Genomic DNA, 18,882 nt, shown 5'->3' with positions numbered 1-18,882 from the left:
GGTCCACGGGGCACCTCCTCGTGCTAAGGTGTGCCCCCCTATTAAACACGGACCCTTACACATAAATCCTTACACGACCCGGGCCCGGCCCGCCCCCCGCACCAAGCGGCGGAGGTGGTCCTGCAAGACCCGCCAGCCGAAAAGGTCCAGCTAGACGCCACGCTGTCTTGCCGGCACCCGCACCTGGTGAACCCCTTCAGGATCTTCTTCGGACAGGGCCGGGACCAGGTGGGCCTCAAAGTGGCCCACCCACTCCCTGGAGGTGCCTATAGCCGGAAAACCCTGGGAGGGAAAAGGGCCTTTAGAAACATCCGGCCGGGCACGGGCTCCCCTTTCAGCCAGGCAACCCCGCCCTTTTTCAGGGGGAAGCGCTCTCCCAACCGCCCCCGGGCCGACGTCCCCAGGAAATCCCCCATAAGGAGCCAAACCAGAAGCTCCGAAAGGTAAGGCTCATGCCCCACCAGGGCCACCCGGCCTTCCCGCGGAATCTCCTCCAGAAGGGTTGGCGAAGGCGGGAGGGCCAGGTGCGGGGTTACCCGGCTATCCCCTTCCAGAAGCGCCGAAAGGATCTCCGCCGTCTCCAGGGCCCGGCGCTTGGGGCTGGTGAGGATAAGGTTCAGGGAAACCCTGAGGGCCTGAAGGCCCTTCACCGCCTTGCGGAAGCGGCGCACCCCTTTGGGGGAAAGGGGCCTGGCGTCGTCCGCCTCCTCCCCTGCCCCTTCCGGCGGCAAGGCCAAGGCGTGTCGGATCAGAAATAGCTCCATACCTCAAGCTACCTGAGGGAGCGCTGGGCATCGTGGCGGCCACCCCAAAGGATGCGCTCTCCCTCCGCCAGGAGGAGGAAGCTATTGCAGTCGTCCCTCACCTGCCGCTTCAAGACCTTCAGCACCTTGCGCTTCGCCTCCTTGTCTAAAACGGGGAAAAGGAGCTCAAACCGGTTTTGAAAGTTCCGGGGCATGGCATCGGCGCTCGTCAGGTAGACCTTCCAAGCACCCCCCGCCCGGAAGGCCGCCACCCGGCCATGTTCTAGAAAGCGGCCCACGAGGCTTTTGGCGTGGAAGGCGGGGTGAAGCAAGGTAAGGGTGCTCCGCACCAGGAGGTCCACCCGGGCCCCCGCCTCCGCCGCCTTCACCAGGGCGGAAAGCACCTCGGGGTCGGTGAGATGGTTGAACTTGAGGATCACCCGCCCCTTGGGGTGGGCCTCCGCCAGGATGGACTCCACCAGGAAGGCTCGGATGGCCTCACCGGTTAAAAGGAGGGAAAGGGCGGGGAAACTTCCCTCCCGCACCGCCTGGAAAAAGGCGTGCACATCCCGTACCACCTCCTCCCGGGCGGTGAAAAGGGAAAAGTCCGTGTAAAGCCGACCGTTTTGCGGGTTGTAATTGCCAGTGCCCAGATGGGCAAACCCCCCTTCCCGGGTGCGGAGGAGGAGGGCCTTGGCGTGCACTTTGCGCTCGGAAAGGGGAAGCACCTCCACCCCGGCCCGGAGGAAGCGCAGGTACCAGCGGAGGTTCAAAAGCTCGTCAAAGCGGGCCCTGCCTTCCAGGAACACGTGGACCCGCTTGCCCCGCCGGGCGGCCTGCAGGAGGGCCTCCGCCAGGGGGTTTTCCCCCCCAATACGGTACAGGGTGGCGTAAACCTCCTCCACCTCCGGGAGAAGGGCCGCCTCGGCGAAGCGCTCCACGGCCTCGTAGGCCTCAAAGGGGTGGTAGAGGAGAAGGTCCTCCTTGCGCAAGCGCCCCAAGGGGTTTTTGAAAATGCCCTTGGGACGGGCAGGCTTAAGGGGAGGAAACCGCCACGCAGGAGGGCCCGCCTCCACCAAGGTCTCCACCAGGGTGAGGTCGAGGGGCGGGGGTAGCCGGAACACCTCCTCGGGGAGGAGGTTCAGGCCCTGGCGTAGCCTTTCCAGCCAGGGCTCCAGAAACCCCTCCTCGGCCACCAACAAGGTGGGCACCCCCTCCTGCCGCTCCTCGAGGGCCTGCGCCAACTCGTCCCAGTCCGCCCGGGCCCGCTCGCTTTCCAGAAGGCGGAGCACCCGGAACTCGTCAAGGGGAGCCTCCTCGGGGAGGAAGAGGTCGCTCCGGGCCCGCACCAAGGCGCCAAGCCGCACGAAGGTCCCCTCCCTCCCCGGAACCGGAAGGAGGCGGGGGAGGTCCTGGGGCAAGCGCACCAGGTGGTGGGGCGAGGCAAAGTAAAGCGCCCCGTGGGAAAGGTCCCCCACCGCCTCCCAGGGGATGAGGTCGGTCCTGGGGGCCACCACCTCCGCCAGGTAGACTCGGAAGTACATCCAGTCCAGCTCGTCCAGGGCCTCGGCGGAAAGAACCTGCAAGACAGGAGAAGCCTCCTTGAGAAGGGCGCGGTAGCGCTCCGCCGCCAAGAGGGCCTGCGCCCTCGCCTCCTCCAGAAGGGCCAGGTGCGCCGCATCTCCCCGCCCCTTGAGAAAGGGCTTGGCAATGCGGGCCGCGAAGAACTCGTCCAGGTTGCGGTTCCAGATGGCGAGGAAGCGAAGCCTCTCCAAAAGCGGGAAGTCGGGCCGTTCGCTCTGCCTGAGGACCCGGCGGTTAAACTGAAGCCAGCTCGTTTCGGGGAGGAGACGCATTTGCTTCAGATTACGCCAGCATCCCGTCAGGAAGAGGTCAAAGAACGCTCTTTGGCCGTCTTGGACCTGGGCTCGGGCACCTTCCGCCTGGTGGTCTACCGCTACCGCCTGGGGGCCTACTACCTCCTGGCGGACGAGCTCAGGGAGGCGGTGGCCCTGGGGGAGGGGCTAGCCAAGGGCCGCATTGGGGAAAACGCCCTGGCCCGCGGGCGAAAGGCGCTCCATGCCTTCGCCGATTTCCTCCGTGCCTCCCCCGTGGACGAAGTGGTGGTCCTGGCCACAAGCGCCATCCGGGATGCGGAAAACGGGGACCTGGTGTTGGCCGAGGCCCGGCGGCTTGGCCTAGAAGCCCAGGTGTTGCCAGGGGAGGAGGAGGCCCGTTTGGGCGTTCTCGCCGTGGCCAACGGCCTCTTCCTGGAAGACGCCCTGGTGGTGGACCAGGGGGGTGGGAGCGCCCAGATCTCCCGCATGGAAGGGCGCAGGTTCCGGCATGGGGTGGCCCTGCCCTTGGGGGCCTTGCGGCTCACGGAGGCCTTCCTCCCCTCTGACCCCCCGGCCAAGAAGGAGGTGCGGGCCCTGGAAAAGGAGGTAGCCCGCCACCTTAAGGCGCTTTCCCTGGAAGGCGGCCTTCCCGTGGTGGGCCTTGGGGGGAACGTCCGGGCTATTGCTCGGCTGAACACCAAGGAGCGGGGCTACCCTTGGGAGCACCTGCAAGGCTACTTCCTGCCCCGGGAAGGGGTGGAGGCGCTTTATGAGAAGCTTCTAGGTCTTCCCCTCGAGGCCCGGTCCGAGCTTCCCGGCCTCCAGCCCGACCGGGCTCGCACCCTACCCGCCTCCTTGGCCTTCCTCAGGACCCTCCTCGCCCACTTCCGAGCCCCCGGGCTTTGGGTGAGCGGCATGGGCATCCGGGAAGGGGCCTTCTTCACCCGCTTCTTGCCTCCGCCCCACCTCCTCCCGGACCCCCGGGCATTCGCCGTGGAAAGTCTTTTCCTCCGCTACCCCTTTCCGGAAGACCACCGGGACCGGGTGAAGCGCCTGGCCCTGGCCCTCTTTGAGGGGCTTTGGCCCCTCCACCGCTACGGGGAAGCGGAAAGGCGGCTCCTCCAGGAGGCGGCCCATGTCCACGATATCGGCATGCGCCTGGGCTACCGCGACCACCACAAGCACGGGGCCTACCTGGTCTTCGCCGAGCCCCTTTTGGGCTTTTCCCACCGGGAGCAGGCCCTTTTGGGCCTCTTGGTGCGCTACCACCGCCGGGGCGACCCCTCCTTGGGAAGCCTCAAGCCCCTGATGGAACGGGGGGACGCCAAGCGGCTCCTAAAGCTTTCCGCCCTCTTGCGCCTCGCCGAGATGCTGGAGCGCACCCGCTCGGGCCGGGTGCGGGGGGTGCGGGTAGAGCTCGGGGCAAATGTGCGGCTCGTTTTGCAGGCGGTGGAGGACCCTTGGGTGGAGCGGATAGAGGCGGAGAAACAAGCGGGCCTCTTCCAGCAAGCTTTCGGTTTGGCCATGGAAGTGGTTTGGGAAGGGTGAGCAAACCCGCCCAAGGCCCCTGCTCGTTTTCGCCTCGGTGGCCTACAGGGGGGAGGAAAGCCCTTCCCCTCGCAAGAGCCGCTCCGCCCCTTCGGGCCTCGCGGGGAGGTAGAGGTGGACGAAGCTCGCCAGCACCCGCCCATCCGTGTACCCCTCCACCTCCTCCCCCCCCGCCCGGCGCCAGGCGGGGCTTGGGGAGGGGGGAAGCCGGGCGTAGTGGAACTCGTGCCCCTTAAAGACCTCCCCCGCCCGGGCCACGGGGCTATCCCGCAGGGCCACCACCTCCCGGTAGCCCAGAAGGGGCCTTTCCGCCATCCGGGCCTCCCCGGGAACCCGGCCCACCATGGGGTAGAACCGCTCCCCCACCCAAAGCCCCTGGGAGAGGTACATGTACCCCCCGCACTCCGCCACCACGGGCCCGGGGAAGCGGCGGATGGCCTCCCTGAGGGCCCGGTTTTCCGAAAGCCGCTCGGCGAAGAGCTCGGGGTAGCCGCCCCCGAGGAGGAGGGCCTCCGCCTGGGGCAGGGCCTCGTCCTCCAGGGGGCTAAAGGGGAGGAGCTCGGCCCCCAGGGCCTGAAGGAGCTCCAGGGCCTCGGGGTAGTAGAAGCGGAAGGCCCGATCCCAGGCGTAGGCCACCCGGGCTCGAGGCGGCCGCCTTTCGGGCAGGAAAGGCGGGGCCTCGGGAAGGGGCAGGGCGGAGGCCGCCAGGCGGAGGACCGCCTCCAGGTCCACCCGGAAGGCCCGCCTCAAGGCCTCCAAGGGGGGCGGCGCCTCCCCCGCCAGGACGAGGCCCAGGTGCCGCTCGGGCAGGGCGAGGGCGGGGTCCTGGGGGAGCCAACCTAGAAGGGGAAGACCCAAGGGCCTTAGGGCCTCCTCGAGGATCTCCGCATGCCGCGCGGAGCCCACCCGGTTGGCGAAGACCCCCACGAGGCGAAGCCCCGGGTCGTGGTCGCGGAAGCCCCGCACCAGGGCGGCGATGGACCCCGCCATGCCCTTGGCGTCCACCACCAAGGCCACGGGGGCCCCGAGGAGCTTGGCCACCTGCGCGGTGGAGCCCACCCGCCCGTGGGGGTCCTTGCCGTCGAAGAGGCCCATGACCCCTTCCACCAGGGCGAAGTCCGCCCCCCTCGCCCCGTGGCGGAAGAGGGCGAGGAGGCCCGCCTCGTCCAGGAAGAAGCCGTCCAGGTTGTAGGGCCTGCGGCCGGTGGCGGCCTCGAGGTGGGTGGGGTCAATGTAGTCGGGCCCCACCTTGAAGGGCTGCACCCGTAGGCCCCGCTCCCCCAGGGCCAGGGCCAAGGCGAGGGCCAGGGTGGTCTTTCCCGCCCCGGAGTGGGGTGCCGCTAGGACCAGGCGCATCAGTGCTCAATCCCCCTTTGGGCCGGCACGCCCGCGTCAAAGGCGTGCTTGAGCTTGCGCATCTCCGTCACCGTGTCCGCCAGGGCCAAAAGGGCCTCCGGAGCCCCCCTCCCCGTGACCACCACGTGCACGTGGGCGGGGCGGGCCCGTAGGGTCTCCAGGAACGCCTCCAAGGGGACCCAGCCATAGCGCAAGGGGTAGGTGGCCTCGTCCAGGACCACAAGATCGTATTCCCCGGACAGGATGGCCTCCTTGGCCCTCCCCCAGCCCTCCTGGGCCAGGCGGGCGGAGGCGGCGAGGTCATGGCTTTTCCAGGTGAAGCCGTCCCCCAGCCCCTCTATGGGGATGCCGAGAAGGGCGAAGGCCCGGTGCTCCCCAAAGCGGGCGCTGGCGTGCTTGAGGAACTGGAAGATCCGCACCCTTAGGCCCCGTCCATGGGCCCGGAGGGCGAGGCCGAAGGCGGCGGTGCTCTTGCCCTTGCCGTCCCCGGTGTAGACGATAAGGAGCCCCTGCCGCTCCCCTTGGGGCCTCGTGTAGGGCTTCAGCCGCCGAGGTTCTTCCATAGGGCATAGCCTAGCAGGGCGAAAAGCTCCGCCAAGGAGATCATGGCCCCCAGGATGTCCCCGTTGAGCCCCCCGAGCCGGGCCAGGGCCAGCCGGGCCACGAGGAAGGCGGCGAGGAGGGCCAACAGCGCGGGCAAGGGAAAGAGGAGGGGAAAGGGAAGGGCGAGGAGCAAGGCGAGCCCCCAAGGCCCCCCCCGAACGGCGGCCGCCATCCCCGGGCCCAGGAGGGGGTAAAGGTGGAGGAAGGGCAGGAAGGCGAAGCGGGCGAAGCCCGGAAAGAGGATGAGGAAGCGGGGGTCTTGGGCCAGGGCCAGGGCCTGCCAGAGGAGAAGGAGGTAAAGCCCCCCCACGCCGAAGGCGAAGGACCCCAGGTGGGGGTCCTTGAGGATGCGGAGCCTCTCCTCCCGCGGGCGGTGGCCCAAAAGGGCATCGGCGGCGTCCAGGAGGCCGTCCAGGTGCAAGAAGCCCGTGAGGCCGAGAAGAAAAGCCGCCTGGAGGGCCGCAAGGAGCCCCACGGGCAAGGGGAGGAGGGCGAGAAGGGCGAGAAAGCCCCCCAAGGCGTAGCCCACCAGGGGGAAAAAGGCCACGCCCCGGCGGAAGTCCTCCGCCCGGAGCGCCACGGGCACGGGCAGGACGGAAAGGAGGGAAAAGGCGGCCAAAAGGGCCCTAAACACCTACCCGCCCCGGGAAACCCCCGCCTCGGCGAAGGTGGCCATGTGCAGGATGCGCCCCGCCGCCCTCAGAAGCGGCATGGCGAGGACCGCCCCCGTCCCCTCCCCCAGGGCCAGGTCCAGGTCCAAGAGGGGCCTCAGGCCCAGGGCCTCCAGGAGGTGGCGGTGGCCGGGCTCCCGGGAGAGGTGGCCGGCGAAGAAGCGGTCCCGGATCCCGGGCTCTATGCGGTAGGCCAAAAAGGCCCCCGCGGTCACGGGAAAGCCGTCCAGGACCAAGGGCACCCCCTGGGCGTACCCCTCCAGGTAGACCCCGGCGATGGCGAGGAGCTCGAGGCCCCCCACCTCCGCCGCCACCCCCAGGGGGTCCATCCCGGGCCGCAGGCGGGCGAGGGCCCGCGCCACCGCCTCCCGCTTGCGCTTGAGGCCCTCCTCCCCCACCCCCGTCCCCCGGCCCACCACCTCCTCCGGGGGAAGGCCCAAGAGCCCAGCGGTGAGGGCGGCGGCCGCGGTGGTGTTGCCGATGCCCATGTCCCCCGCGGCCAGGAGGGTGGCCCCCTCCGCCAGGGCCCGCCTGGCCGCCTCCCGCCCCGCCAAGAGGGCCCTTTCCGCCTCCTCCCGGGTGAGGGCGGGCTCATGGGCCAGGTTGCGGGTCCCCTCCCGCACCTTGCCCTTGAGGAGCCTAGGGTGGTCGGGAAGGTCCCCGATGACCCCCACGTCCAGCACGTAGACCTCGCAGTCCGCCGCCAGGGCGAACTGGTTGATGGCGGCCCCCCCTCGGAGGAAGTTGAGGACCATCTGCCGGGTGACCTCCTGGGGGTAGGCGGAAACCCCCTCCGCCACCACCCCGTGGTCGGCGGCGCACACCACCACCGCCCCCCGGCCGAGCTCCGGCTTCACCCGGCCCTGGATGGCCGCCAGGCGCACCGCCACCTCCTCCAGGTACCCCAAGGAGCGGGGCGGCTTGGTGAGCTCCCCCATGCGCCGTTGGGCCTCTTCTAGGATGGCCCGATCCATGGCCCCCAATATACTCGTCCCGTGGAGCTCTGGCTCGTGCGCCACGGGGAAACCCTTTGGAACCGGGAGGGAAGGCTTGTCGGGTGGACGGACCTTCCCCTCACCCCCTTGGGGCGGAGGCAGGCGAGGGCCCTAAGGGGCCTCCTCCCGCCCCTTCCCGCCTATAGCTCCGACCTCAGGCGGGCCCTGGAAACGGCGGCCCTGGCGGGCTTCGCCCCCACCCCCACTCCCGCCCTCCGGGAGATCCACTTCGGGGCCCTGGAGGGGGCTTTCTGGGAGGAGCTGGAGGCGGTCCACAAGGAGGCCCTCCTCCGTTTTCACCGCTTTGCGCCCCCAGGGGGGGAGCGCCTCGAGGCCTTCCAGGAAAGGGTCTTCCGCTTCCTAGAGGGGCTAAGGGAGCCCTCCCTCCTCTTCACCCACGGGGGGGTGGTGCGGGCGGTGCTCCGGGCCCTGGGAGAAGACGGCCTCGTGCCCCTAGGAAGCGCCTTGGCGGTGGACTGGCCCGTGAGGGTCTTGAAGCGCTTTAACGCTGAGCCGTGAGCCTCCTTCTGGCCCTCCTCCTGGACGCCCTCCTGGGCGAGCCCCCCGTTTCCCTCCACCCCGTGGTCTGGATGGGGCGGTACCTGGGGTGGGCCTGGCGGCGGGTGCGGGGGTTCTGGTCGGGGGCCTTCTACTGGGCCCTAGGGGCCCTCCTCTTCGCCCTTCCCGCCCTCCTCCTTGACCTCCTCCTCCGTCCCCTGGCCCTGGGGTGGGTCCTCCTGGGCCTCCTCCTGAAGCCCCTCTTTAGCCTCCGCATGCTCCTGGAGGAGGTGCTTCGGGTGGAAAGGGCCCTGGCGGACGGCCTCCCCCAGGCCCGCAGGCGGCTTTCCCGCATCGTCAGCCGCAAGACGGAGGACCTCTCGGCGGAGGAGGTGCGGGAAGCGTCCCTGGAAAGCCTGGCGGAAAACCTCTCCGATAGCCTGGTGGCCCCCCTTCTCTACTACGCCCTCCTGGGCCTAGGCGGGGCGGCCCTTTACCGCTACGCCAACACCGCCGACGCCATGTGGGGCTACCCGGAGCACGGGGCCAAGGGGGCCTTCGCCGCCCGGGCGGACGACCTCCTCAACCTCCTCCCCGCCCGGCTCACCGCCCTCCTCCTCTGCCCCCCTGGGCTTTGGCCGCGGGTTTGGCGGGAGGCCCGCAAGACCCCTTCCCCCAACGCCGGCTTCCCCATGGCCGCCTTGGCCCTTCGGCTCGGGGTGCGCCTCCGGAAGCGGGGCGTCTACGCCCTGAACCCCGAGGCCCCATCCCCCGGTCCCGCCCACGTGGGAAAGGCCCTTTGGCTGGTGGGGGGCCTGGGCTACGGGGTGGGGCTCCTCCTGGCCCTGGCCGAGGCGGTGGGGTAGACTTTTGCCGTGGAGCGGAGCCGGGATTTCCTGCTCCAGGCCAAACGGGACCTGGAGCAGGCTTCGCTATCGCTCCGGGAAGGGTTCTACGAGTGGGCGGCCTTCGCGGCGCAACAGGCCGCGGAGAAGGCGGTGAAGGCCGTCTTCCAACGCTTGGGCGCCGTGGCTTGGGGCCACTCGGTGGCCGGCCTCCTGGAGGCGCTCTCCCAGACCTTCCCCGTGCCCGAAGCCCTACTGGACGCCGCCAGCGAGCTGGACAAGGCCTATATCCCAAGCCGATACCCGGACGCCCTGCCGGAAGGCGGAAGGAGCCCCCTTTGAGCGCTACCGAAGGGGGGAGTCCGAGCGCCTCCTGGCGCATGCGGAAAGCATTTATGGATTCTGTGAGGGTCTTCTATCCCAAATGGACGCGGGAGGAACTCCTCCGCCGCCTGAAGGAGGGGGTTGAGGCGCTGCGGGAGGAGATACCCCTCCTCGAGGCCTGGCTCTTCGGCTCCTGGGCCCGGGGAAGGGCCCTAGTGGGAAGCGACGTGGACGTCCTCGTGATCTACCGGGGGGCCCGCCGTGAGGATCTCCATCTTCTCGCCCGCCGCGCTTTCCCCGGGCTTCCCGTGGAGCTTCACGCCTATGCGGAGGAGGAAGCGGCACGCCTCGCCTCCGTCCTGGAGCGCATGCGCCAAGGGGCCCTCCGCCTCTACCCTTAGCCTAGGCCCCATTCTTACCTGAGGCGCTTTCCTACCATGGAGGGCATGTTGGACGACGTGCTGAGGCCCATCCACGGTGGGCCAGATGGAGGCCCAGAGCCCCTTTACGACTTCTCCACCAACGCCAACGCCCTGGGGCCCAACCCCGTGATCCAGGCCCACCTCCGGCGGGCCGACCCCAGCCGCTACCCCGATCCCCTCTACCGGAGGCTCCGGGAGGCCCTGGCGGAGGCCCACGGGGTGGCCCCCGAGAACGTGGCCGTGGGCACGGGGACGAGCGAGCTCATCCACCGCCTGGCCCGCTGGAGCTACCTCAGGGGCCCCATGCTCCTCCTTCCCCCCACCTTCAGCGAGTACGCCCGGGCGGCCAGGGCCCTGGAGCTTCCCCTCTGGGAGGCAAAGAGCCCCGAGGAGTTCCTGGCCCTCCTCCCCAGAAGCTCCCTGGCCTTCCTCTGTGTGCCCAACAACCCCACGGGGGAGGTCTACCCCTTCCTGGAGGAGGCGGCACAGCGGGCCGAGGGGGCCTTGGTCCTGGACCTGGCCTATTACCCCCTCGCGGAAAACCCCCCTCCCCTACCCCAGAGGGCCTTCCGGCTCTACAGCCCCAACAAGGCCCACGGCCTCACGGGGGTGCGGGCGGGCTACCTGGTGGCCCCCCTGGACCTCACCCATTTCCAAAACCTCGCCCCCTCTTGGCCCGTTTCCGTCTACGGGGAGGCCCTTCTTCTCGGCCACCTGGACCCCGAGGCCCAGGCCTGGCTGGAGGAGAGCAAAAAGGAACTCTTCCGCCTCCGGCGCCTCCTGGCGGAGGGCCTGAAGGGGCTTGGGCTAGAGGTGCGGGAAAGCCCCGCCAACTTCCTCCTGGTCCGGGTGGGGAGGGCCACGGAGGTGGCCCTGGCCCTGAGGGAAAGGGGCATCCGGGTCCGGGACTGCACCAGCTTCGGGCTTCCCGCGTGGCTCCGCCTTTCCGCTCAGAAGGAGGAGGCCATCGCGGCGCTCCTCCAAGCGTTAGGGAAGGTCCTCGCCACGGTCCGGGTAGACTGAGGGGGTGCGGGTGGAGCTTCGGACCTACCTAGAGGGGGCGGTGGAGGTGCGGCTTGCGGGCTAAGGCCCTAGCGGTCTGGGGCACGGGGAGCGGGGTGGGGAAAAGCCTCTTCGTGGCGGGGCTTCTCCGCCACTTCCGCCGGATGGGCCTCAAGGCCGCCCCCTTCAAGGCCCAGAACATGGCCAACCACGCCCGGGTGGCCCGGGGCGGGGAGCTGGCCACCGCCCAGTGGCTCCAGGCCCTGGCGGCCGGGGTGGAGGCGGAGGTGCGGATGAACCCCATCCTGGTGAAGCCCTTCGGGGAGCGGGGGGCCCAGGTGGTGGTCCTGGGCCGGGTGGACCCCTTCCTCTCCTCCCTGCCCTGGCAGGAGCGGAAGCCCCACCTGGAGGCGCCCGTGCGGGAGGCCTTGGAGGGCCTTTTGGCGGAGTACGAGCTTTTGGTGCTGGAGGGGGCGGGAAGCCCGGTGGAGCGGAACCTCTGGCCCGACCTCCCCAACCTCAAGGTGGCGGAGTGGGCCGGGGCCAAGGCCCTCCTGGTGGCGGACGTGGACCAGGGAGGGGCCTTGGCGGCCCTCTACGGCACCTGGGCCCTTCTGGGGGAGCACCGGGAGCGTCTCCTCGGCTTCGCCTTCAACAAGTTCCGGGGGGACCTCTCCCTCCTCACCCCCGCCTACCGCCTCCTGGAGGGCTGGACAGGGGTGCCGGTCCTGGGAACCCTCCCCATGCTCCCCCTGGAGCTCCCCGAGGAGGACGGCTTCCGCTACCGCCCTAGGGCCGGGGAGGGCCCCAAGGTGGCCATCCTCCGCTACCCCCACGCCGCCAACCTGGATGAGTTCTGGCCCCTCGCCGAGCTCGCCCGCCCCATACACGCCCAAAGCCCCGAGGAGGCGGAAGGGGCCGAGCTCCTGATCCTCCCCGGAAGCCGCCTCCCCGCCCGGGACCTCCCCTGGCTCAGGCGCTTCCTGCCCCTCCTAAGGCGCCACCTGGAGGCGGGCAAGCCCCTCCTCGCCGTCTGCGGCGGGGCGGAGATGCTCGCCGAGGCCATCCTGGACGAGGAGGGGGTGGAGGAGAAGGGAGTCTTCCCCGGGCTTGGCCTCCTCCCCCACCGGGTGCGGATGCGCCGGGAGAAGCGGGTGGAGGCCAAGGAGGTGCCCCTTTTGGGGCTCACGGGGTACTGGGCCCGGCTCAACGGCCTAAAGGTGCGGGGCTACGAGATCCACCACGGGGAGGGCCTGCCCCTCTTCCACCAGGAGGGAAGCCTCCTCGCCACCTGGCTCCACGGCCTCCTGGAAAACCCCGGGGTGCAACGGGCCCTCTTCGGCCGGGAGGCCAAGGGCCTGGAGGAAGCCCTGGACGCCCTGGCGGACGCCCTCGAGGCACACCTGGACTTAAACCGCCTCCACCGGGCCTTAGGGCTATCAGGAAAGGCCTTCCCCGCAGGAAGCGCCAAGCCCCCTGACCCTCCCCCGCCCCCCGGCCTCGTCCTCCTCTTGGGCGGGGCGAAAAGCGGCAAAAGCCGCTTCGCCCAACGGCTCGCTGGGCCCTATGCCACCTTGATCGCCACCGCCGAGCCCCGGGACGAGGAAATGGCGGAAAGGATCCGCCGCCACCGAGAGGAGCGTCCCCCCACCTGGGAGACCCTGGAGGAGCCCCTCGCCCTGGCGGAGGCGCTCACACAGGCCCGCCACCCCACGGTGGTGGTGGACTGCCTCACCCTTTGGGTCTCAAACCTGCTGGAACACGGCCTGGACCCCCTGGAGGAAGCGGAGCGCTTCCTAAGGGCGGTGGAGGAAAGCGGCAAGCGGGTCATCGCCGTGTCCAACGAGGTGGGCCTAGGCATCGTCCCCGCCAACCCCCTGGCCCGCCGCTACCGCGACCTTCTGGGGGAGGTGAACGCCCGCTTCGCCGAGGCGGCGGAGGAGGTGTACCTCTTGGTGGCGGGGCAGAGCCTCCGCCTCAAAGGGGAAAACCTGTACCCCGAACCACACCTAGGGGGCTCCCTCCCGCTGGAAGGTAGCTTAGACAAAGGTTAGACAAAAGGTTTCGCGCTAGCTTTAAGAAGCCCCAATGAGGGCAAGGAGGTGCGTATGCGTAAGCTTTTGCCCTTGCTGTTGATGGTATTGGCCGGGCTCAGCTGGGCCCAAGGGGCCATGGTGCGGGTGGCCCACCTCTCCCCCGACGCCCCAGCGGTGGACGTCCTGGTGAACGGGGAGCGGGCCATTCGGAACCTGGCCTTTAAGGAGGTGACCCCCTATATCCCCCTTCCCGCCGCCAAGGTGCGGGTCCAGGTGGTGCCGGCGGGGCAGGACGCCCCCGTGGTCATTGACGCCGAGCTGGACCTGCGGGAAGGGGTCTACTACACCGTGGCCGCCACGGGCTTTTTGGCCCAGATCCGGCCCCAGGTGTACACGGACGCCCTGGCGGGCCTCTTCCCCCGGGCGGGCTACGCCCGGGTGCGGGTGGTGCACGCTTCCCCCGACGCCCCAGCGGTGGACGTGGCGGTGAAGGCAGGCCCGGTGCTCTTCCAAAACCTCCCCTTCCCTCGGGCGAGCCAGTACCTGGTGGTGGCTGCGGGGCGGTATGACCTGGAAGTGCGGGTGGCCGGCACCACCACCGTGGCCCTGGAGCTTCCCGGGGTGGTCCTGGAAAGCGGCAAGACCTACACCGTCTTCGCCGTGGGGAGCGTGAGGGCGGGCACCCTCACCGTGGTGCCCGTGGTGGACGCCGCCGCCTTGGGCGGGAACCGCTAGGCCTGCCCACCCCTCCAGGCCCCCCTGGGGGGCCTTTTTATGGCGCTTCCCCCTTGGCTTCTTCCCCTCCTCGCCTGCCCGCGGTGCGGGGCGGGTCTGGAGGGGTTTTCGTGCCCCCGGTGTGGGGTGCGCTACCCCTTCCGGGGGCCCTTTTTGGACCTGCGGGCGGGCAAGGAGCGGCTCCACCTCGCCCTCGTCAACCGTTTCCCCTTCACCGCCTGGGGCTACGACGCCTGGCGGGTGCGCTCCACCGCCCTCCTTTCCAGAGGGACCCTCACCTTCTCCGAGGAGCGGGCCCTCCTCCGCTCCTGGCTCCTCCCCAGGGGAGGGCCTTTCCTGGACGTGGGCACGGGCACCGGGGTCCACCGGGAGGCCCTGGGGGAAAGGGCGGTGGGCTTGGACCCCTCCCCCGCCTTCCTGAAGGTGGCGGCCCGGCGCAGGCCCGGGCCCTACCTCCTGGGCCACGGGGAAGCCCTCCCCTTCCGGGAAGGCAGCTTCGGCGGGGTGGCCATCGGCCCTACCTGGAATGAGTTCCAGGACCCCAGGAGGGCGGCCCTCGAGGCCCGCCGGGTCCTTCGGGAAGGGGGAAGGCTTTTCGGGATGCTCCTCCTCGGGCCAGGGGCCTCCTTGGGCCTCTATCGGCCGGGCGAGGAAGCCCTCCTCAACCTGCTGGAAGAAGTGGGCTTTCGCAGCGAACTGCACCGCTATGGGAAGCTCGGGCTGGTCTTTGCCGAAGCGGTTGTACCTCGGTAAAAAAGCTATGCTACCCTAAGGGCAATGACCACGGAGGAGCGCCTCTACAAGCTGGAAGGCATCGTGGAGGGGGTGATGGCCACCCTCCCCGACCGGGTGTCCTCCCTGGAGCACCGCATGGACCTCCTCAGGCAGGAGGTCAAGGCGGAAATCACAGGCCTGCGGCAGGAGATGAAGTCGCAAACCGAGGGCCTGCGGCAGGAGATGCGGGAGGAGATCGCCCGACTGGATGCCAAAATAGACACCCTGCGCCAAGAGGTGAAAGCAGAGATCAACACCGCCCTGAACCGCCTCATGCTTTACTTCACCGCCCTGACCGCCGCCCTCGCGCTCCTCACCCTCTTCGCCCGCCAGAGGTTACACCTCTACCCCCTCATAGACCGCCTCCAAGGGAATCCTCAGGTCCAGGCAGGGTACCTCCACTTCTCCCTCCTCCACCACCCGGTAAAGCCAATCCGCCCCCTCCCGGACATACGCCTCCACCCGCCGGGCGCGGCTTTCCACCATCAGATAGCCCTGTAAGGTACGGATCTCCCGGTAGCGCCAGAGCTTTTCCCTGCGATCTATGACCTCGGTGGCCTCGGAGAGAACCTCCACCACCAGGCAGGGATTCTCCTCGTAGTGGCTGTGAGGGGGCTCCCCCTGGCAGACCACCATAAGGTCGGGGTAGTAGAAGGTGCGCTCTCCCACCCGTAGCTTGACCGTTTCGGTGTAGATCCGGCAACCCCGCTCCCGGGCCCGGGGACGCAGGAGGGCGTACAGGTTTCCCACCAGCAGGTTGTGCGTCCGGATCGCCCCCGCCATGGCGTAGGGGATGCCCTCGAGGAGCTCATGGCGCACGGGTTGGCCCTCCTCCCAGGCCAGATACGCCTCGGCGGATAAAAGCACAAGTTTTTGGGTGGCCTCCCCCATAGGGTCATTCTAGGCGGGGGCCCTTCCCCCAAACGCTTTGGGGAAACCGTGGCCTTCCCCCTAGCACCCCAAGCCCCCTAGGCCCACCCTAAGGGCATGCGGCTTCTTGTCTTTACGCTCCTTCTGGGCCTCGCCTTGGGCCAGACCTACCGGGCCGTTCCCGGGGCCGACACCGGGCGGCCGGGGCTGGACCGGAGCTACGCCCTGGCCTACCCGGCGGAAAACCCGCGGGCGGTGCTCCTCCTCGTCCCCGGCCTCCTTGGGGGGAGCACCAACTTCGCTCTCCTAGCGGAACACCTTCGTCGGGAGGCACCTTGGCTCGAGGTCTGGGCCTGGGAGCGGCGGGCCAACGGCCTGGAGGACCGCCGGGGCTTCCGGGCGGAGGACCCCCTCGCCTACTACCAAACCCTCCCCGAGCCCGACCTAGCCCCCCTAAGGGACTTCGGGCTGGACGTCCACCTCCTGGACCTGGACCAGGCGGTGGCGGAGGCCAGGAAGCGGGCCCCCGTGGTCCTGGCGGGCCACTCCCTCGGGGCGAGCCTCGCCGCCCTCTACGCTTGGGCCCACGGGGAGAAGCTCCGGGGCCTCGTCCTCCTGGACGGGACCTTGGGCCTCATAAGCCTCCCCCGGGAGGCCTTCCTCCAGGGGCAGGACACCCCCTTGGGCCGACTCCCGGGCCTCGAGGACCTCCTCGCGGGCCGGGCGAGCCCCGTCTTCCAGCTTCCGGGGCTTGGGCCCAAGGAGCTCGCCCTGGCGGAGGCGGAGGCCTACCTGGCGGCAAAGCGGCCCGAGGAACTTGTGCCCTTGGGGCCCCACCGGGCCACCCGGGAAGCCAAGGCCCTCCTCCGGGTGGACGACCACTACAGCCTCTTCCCCCCCTTCAGCGTGAGCGTGGGGCGGGCCTTCGCCCGGGAGGGCCTGAGCCTTTGGGGCCTCCTCCAGGGGCGGCTCGTCCTCACCGTGCGGGGGCCGAGGCTGGGGCCCATCGCCTGGCGGGACACCGGGGAGGCGACGGACCCAAGGGCCTTCCTCCGCGCCTTCGCCCGGGCCGAGACGGGGTTTTCCGAGTGGTACTTCCCCTACCGCCTCCTCCTGGAGGTGGGGGGCTATCCCCACGTGCGCCCCGACCTCGGGCCCCGGCCCCTCCCCTACCCCGTCCTTGCCCTGGGGGCGGGCCGGGGGCTCGTGCGCGAGCCGAAGGACTTCCGCCTGGGCGAGCTCTTTCCCGGGACGCCGGGGTGGGTGGAAATCCTCCCCGGCCTCACCCACCTGGACCTCCTCACGGAGCGGGAAGGGCGCACCGCCCGGGCCATCAGGGGCTATCTGGAACGCCTCCTAGACCCAGGTACGCCAGGGCCAGCCAGGCCCCCCTGAGGCCGGAAAGCGCAACGGCGGGGATCCCCTGCCCCGGGAAGACGCCCTCCCCCACCCGGAAGACGTTCGGGAGAAGGCGCACCCGGGGGAAGCGGAAGGGGTGGGTCTGGGGGATGCCCCCCACCCAGGCCCGGCCGGCGAAGCGGAGGTAGGTCCTGGGGGTGGCGGCGAAGAGGAGGGAGGCCTCCCGGAGGCCGGGGAGGAGGGCCTCGCCCAAAGCGAGGGCCTTTTCCAGGAAGCGGGCCTTGGCCTCCCGGTAGTCCTCCCGGGGAAGGGCGAGCCAAGGGGCTATGGGCACGTGGAAGGAAAGGGTGAAGAGGGTCCTTTCCCCCTCGGGGCGCAGGGAGAGGAAAGCGAAGGGCCGCTCCCTTGCGTTTTGCCGGTAGTAGGGGGGCGGCTCGGCCCACGGGAGGACGCCGTAGACCACAAAGGCCCCCCAGCCGTCCCGGGGCGCCCGCCCGGGTAGGCCCAGGAGGGGCTCAGGGGGGACGTTGAGGAGAAAGACGTCCCCCGCCACCACCTCCCTTTCCCCCCGCTTCCGCCCGCCGTGAACCACCTCCACCCCATGGGCCCGCCCCTCCCGGTGGAGGAGGCGCACCGCCCTCGCCTTGTAGCGCACCTTGAGGCCCTCCGCCAGGGCCTCGGCCAGGAGGCCCATGCGGGGGGGCAGGGCCGCCCCCAGGTGGGGCAGGTCCAAGGCGAGGGCGGCGTAGAGGGCGTAGGGGTTTTCCGTCTGGGCGGTGATGAGGAGCTGCGCCCTCAGGAAGCGGCGGAAATGGGGGTCCTCGGGGGATCGGGCCAGGACGGGGAGGAAGAGCTCGGGGAGGAGGGGAAGGAGGGCGGGAAGGCGCCCCCAAAGCGCCCTCCACTCCTCCCCCTCCGGGGGCCAGGGGAGGCTTGGGGCCAGGGCGAGAAGCCGCTCCGCCCGCTCCCCTTGCCAGTCCCAAAAGGGGAGGACCCGGGGCCCGAAGAAGTCCCGCTCTGCCTCCCGCTCCGCCTCCCGCCCCACGGGCCGCACCAGGCGCCCCCGGGGCAGGAGGACCTCCAGGAGGGGGAAGCCCGGGGGCAAGGGGGAAAAGGGCAAGCGTAGGCCCAAAAGGGCCAGGGCCCGCCCCAGGGGGGCCTCGGGCCTCAGACCCGTGAGGAGGGTGGCCCCCGCCTCAAAATGGAAGCCCTTGTGGAAGAAGCTCCCCGCAAGACCCCCGGGGTAGGTGTGGGCCTCCAGGACCACCACCTCGAGGCCCGCCCGCCTCAGGGCCCTCGCCGCCACCAAGCCGCCGATCCCCGCACCCACCACCACCGCCCGCACGCCCCCTAGCCTAGAAGACGCCCCCTCCCCCAACCTTTGCCCCGGCTATACTGGGAGGGGTGCGGCAAGAGGCGGCCTACCTCCTGGCCCAAGCGCAGGAGGACCAGGTGGTGCGATGGGTGGAAGCGAACTTGAACCCCTGAAGGAAACCTTGGCCCGGGCTCCCCTGCCCATCGCCCTGGCCCTCCTCTTCGGCTCCCGCGCCCGGGGCGAAGCTCTGGAGGAGAGCGACTACGACCTCCTCATCGTCTCCCCCGCCTTCCGGGGGATGCCCTATTTGGAGCGGCTCCTTCTCCTGCACCGCATCCTTCCCCTGCGCCACGTGGACTACGTGGCCCTCACCCCCGAGGAGTGGGCCCTCCGCCGTGAGGAGATCGGGGTGGTGGGGGAGGCGGCGCGGGAGGGGATCGTGCTCTTAGAAAACCCTTCCCTGCTACTTTCCCCCGGCCCGGTGGGGCTAAGGTGAAGGGCGTGCGGGTCCTGGTCACGGGCGCCACGGGGTACGTGGGGGAAGCCGCGCCCGCATCTTCAGCCACCGGGCGCGGGCCATCTATCGGGAGGCGGAAAGGTCCCCCTAGCCTTTGCCCAGGCTACAGAGGTCTTGCCGCCCCTCCCCTAGCCTTAGGGCATGCGGGTTTTGGTGCTGGGCGCCACGGGAGGCCTGGGAAGCGCTTTGGCGCGTGCGCTGAAGGGCCACGAGCTTCTCCTTTCCGGGCGGAGGGCGGGGGCGCTTCGGGAGCTCGCCGAGGAGCTTGGGGCCAAAGCCCTCCCCGCCGACCTTGAAGACCCCCTCGAGGCCCAAGCCCTCCTGGAGGAGGCTGGGCCCCTGGACCTCCTCCTCCACGCCGTGGGGATGGCGGGGCGGGCCCCCGTGCGGGAACTGGGGCGAGACCTGGTCAACCAAAGCGCACATTAGCG

Annotated in this window: 20 protein-coding genes and 1 pseudogene; 13 read left to right on the top strand and 8 right to left on the bottom strand. The window is 70.0% G+C overall.

What is annotated here, in order from left to right; all coding sequences use genetic code 11:
* Nucleotides 1-266: 266 nt before the first annotated feature.
* Nucleotides 267-764, bottom strand: coding sequence for a SixA phosphatase family protein (locus tag L0D17_RS08165; protein WP_243094747.1), 498 nt, complete (start codon nucleotides 762-764; stop codon nucleotides 267-269).
* An 8-nt stretch (nucleotides 765-772) separates the two neighbouring features.
* Nucleotides 773-2,599, bottom strand: a complete 1,827-nt coding sequence (locus L0D17_RS08160) for a polyphosphate kinase (protein WP_243094746.1) — start codon at nucleotides 2,597-2,599, stop codon at nucleotides 773-775.
* Here L0D17_RS08160 and L0D17_RS08155 point away from each other — a divergent pair, their 5' ends adjacent.
* Nucleotides 2,600-4,129, top strand: a complete 1,530-nt coding sequence (locus L0D17_RS08155) for a Ppx/GppA family phosphatase (RefSeq protein WP_243094745.1) — start codon at nucleotides 2,600-2,602, stop codon at nucleotides 4,127-4,129.
* A gap of 42 nt (nucleotides 4,130-4,171) precedes the next feature.
* On the opposite strand, the gene L0D17_RS08150 is transcribed toward L0D17_RS08155, so the two are convergent.
* Genes L0D17_RS08150 through cobT form a run of 4 tightly spaced genes read right to left on the bottom strand, consistent with a single transcriptional unit; the run spans nucleotide 4,172 to nucleotide 7,733 of the window.
* Entirely contained in the window at nucleotides 4,172-5,485 is a 1,314-nt protein-coding gene (locus L0D17_RS08150) for a cobyrinic acid a,c-diamide synthase CobB (RefSeq protein WP_243094744.1), read from the bottom strand.
* The gene (cobO, locus tag L0D17_RS08145; protein ID WP_243094743.1) at nucleotides 5,485-6,048 is read right to left on the bottom strand and encodes a cob(I)yrinic acid a,c-diamide adenosyltransferase; all 564 of its coding nucleotides are present in this window, start codon (nucleotides 6,046-6,048) and stop codon (nucleotides 5,485-5,487) included. Before cobO ends, L0D17_RS08150 begins: the two co-directional genes overlap by 1 nt.
* Complete coding sequence (locus L0D17_RS08140; RefSeq protein ID WP_243094742.1) at nucleotides 6,027-6,722, bottom strand: adenosylcobinamide-GDP ribazoletransferase; 696 nt, start codon at nucleotides 6,720-6,722, stop codon at nucleotides 6,027-6,029. Before L0D17_RS08140 ends, cobO begins: the two co-directional genes overlap by 22 nt.
* Complete coding sequence (gene cobT, locus L0D17_RS08135; RefSeq protein ID WP_243094741.1) at nucleotides 6,723-7,733, bottom strand: nicotinate-nucleotide--dimethylbenzimidazole phosphoribosyltransferase; 1,011 nt, start codon at nucleotides 7,731-7,733, stop codon at nucleotides 6,723-6,725.
* A 21-nt stretch (nucleotides 7,734-7,754) separates the two neighbouring features.
* Between cobT and L0D17_RS08130 the strand changes: the two genes are divergently transcribed.
* The 9 genes and pseudogenes from L0D17_RS08130 to L0D17_RS08090 all read left to right on the top strand — a co-directional run.
* Nucleotides 7,755-8,273: a histidine phosphatase family protein gene (locus tag L0D17_RS08130; protein ID WP_243094740.1), complete on the top strand. Its 519-nt coding sequence runs from the start codon at nucleotides 7,755-7,757 to the stop codon at nucleotides 8,271-8,273.
* Nucleotides 8,270-9,118 carry an adenosylcobinamide-phosphate synthase CbiB gene (gene cbiB / locus L0D17_RS08125; protein ID WP_243094739.1) on the top strand — a complete coding sequence of 283 codons (849 nt, stop codon included), beginning with the start codon at nucleotides 8,270-8,272 and terminating at the stop codon, nucleotides 9,116-9,118. The genes L0D17_RS08130 and cbiB overlap by 4 nt, the downstream gene beginning before the upstream one ends.
* A 9-nt stretch (nucleotides 9,119-9,127) precedes the next feature.
* On the top strand, nucleotides 9,128-9,439 hold the full coding sequence (locus L0D17_RS08120) for a HEPN domain-containing protein (protein WP_243094738.1): 312 nt from the start codon (nucleotides 9,128-9,130) through the stop codon (nucleotides 9,437-9,439).
* Between the two features lie 53 nt (nucleotides 9,440-9,492).
* Nucleotides 9,493-9,822: a nucleotidyltransferase domain-containing protein gene (locus L0D17_RS08115; RefSeq protein ID WP_243094737.1), complete on the top strand. Its 330-nt coding sequence runs from the start codon at nucleotides 9,493-9,495 to the stop codon at nucleotides 9,820-9,822.
* 45 nt (nucleotides 9,823-9,867) lie between these two features.
* A complete protein-coding gene (locus tag L0D17_RS08110) occupies nucleotides 9,868-10,866 on the top strand; it encodes a pyridoxal phosphate-dependent aminotransferase (RefSeq protein ID WP_243094736.1) in 999 nt (332 codons plus the stop codon).
* A 53-nt stretch (nucleotides 10,867-10,919) separates the two neighbouring features.
* Complete coding sequence (locus L0D17_RS08105; protein ID WP_243094735.1) at nucleotides 10,920-12,899, top strand: cobyric acid synthase; 1,980 nt, start codon at nucleotides 10,920-10,922, stop codon at nucleotides 12,897-12,899.
* Between the two features lie 54 nt (nucleotides 12,900-12,953).
* Nucleotides 12,954-13,616, top strand: a complete 663-nt coding sequence (locus tag L0D17_RS08100) for a DUF4397 domain-containing protein (protein WP_243094734.1) — start codon at nucleotides 12,954-12,956, stop codon at nucleotides 13,614-13,616.
* 39 nt (nucleotides 13,617-13,655) lie between these two features.
* On the top strand, nucleotides 13,656-14,369 hold the full coding sequence (locus tag L0D17_RS08095; RefSeq protein ID WP_243094733.1) for a class I SAM-dependent methyltransferase: 714 nt from the start codon (nucleotides 13,656-13,658) through the stop codon (nucleotides 14,367-14,369).
* Between the two features lie 24 nt (nucleotides 14,370-14,393).
* Nucleotides 14,394-14,714: pseudogene (locus tag L0D17_RS08090) on the top strand (DUF1640 domain-containing protein); the annotation flags it as partial.
* A 12-nt stretch (nucleotides 14,715-14,726) separates the two neighbouring features.
* On the opposite strand, the gene L0D17_RS08085 reads toward L0D17_RS08090, so the two are convergent.
* On the bottom strand, nucleotides 14,727-15,281 hold the full coding sequence (locus L0D17_RS08085) for a Uma2 family endonuclease (protein WP_243094732.1): 555 nt from the start codon (nucleotides 15,279-15,281) through the stop codon (nucleotides 14,727-14,729).
* Between the two features lie 96 nt (nucleotides 15,282-15,377).
* On the opposite strand from L0D17_RS08085, the gene L0D17_RS08080 reads away from it, so the two are divergent.
* Nucleotides 15,378-16,655, top strand: coding sequence for an alpha/beta fold hydrolase (locus tag L0D17_RS08080; RefSeq protein ID WP_243094731.1), 1,278 nt, complete (start codon nucleotides 15,378-15,380; stop codon nucleotides 16,653-16,655).
* On the opposite strand, the gene L0D17_RS08075 is transcribed toward L0D17_RS08080, so the two are convergent.
* The gene (locus L0D17_RS08075; protein WP_243094730.1) at nucleotides 16,594-17,964 is read right to left on the bottom strand and encodes a phytoene desaturase family protein; all 1,371 of its coding nucleotides are present in this window, start codon (nucleotides 17,962-17,964) and stop codon (nucleotides 16,594-16,596) included. The two genes, L0D17_RS08080 and L0D17_RS08075, sit on opposite strands and share 62 nt — an antisense overlap.
* A 115-nt stretch (nucleotides 17,965-18,079) precedes the next feature.
* Between L0D17_RS08075 and L0D17_RS08070 the strand changes: the two genes are divergently transcribed.
* Together L0D17_RS08070 and L0D17_RS08065 are read left to right on the top strand one after the other, a co-directional pair.
* Complete coding sequence (locus tag L0D17_RS08070; RefSeq protein ID WP_243094729.1) at nucleotides 18,080-18,430, top strand: nucleotidyltransferase domain-containing protein; 351 nt, start codon at nucleotides 18,080-18,082, stop codon at nucleotides 18,428-18,430.
* Nucleotides 18,431-18,592: 162 nt separating this feature from the next.
* On the top strand, nucleotides 18,593-18,880 hold the full coding sequence (locus L0D17_RS08065) for an SDR family NAD(P)-dependent oxidoreductase (RefSeq protein WP_243094749.1): 288 nt from the start codon (nucleotides 18,593-18,595) through the stop codon (nucleotides 18,878-18,880).
* Nucleotides 18,881-18,882 lie beyond the last annotated feature (2 nt).

Source organism: Thermus thalpophilus (assembly GCF_022760915.1).
Taxonomy (GTDB): domain Bacteria; phylum Deinococcota; class Deinococci; order Deinococcales; family Thermaceae; genus Thermus; species Thermus thalpophilus.
Note: the sequence above shows the minus strand (reverse complement) of the source record. Positions and strands in the feature narration are given on the sequence as shown.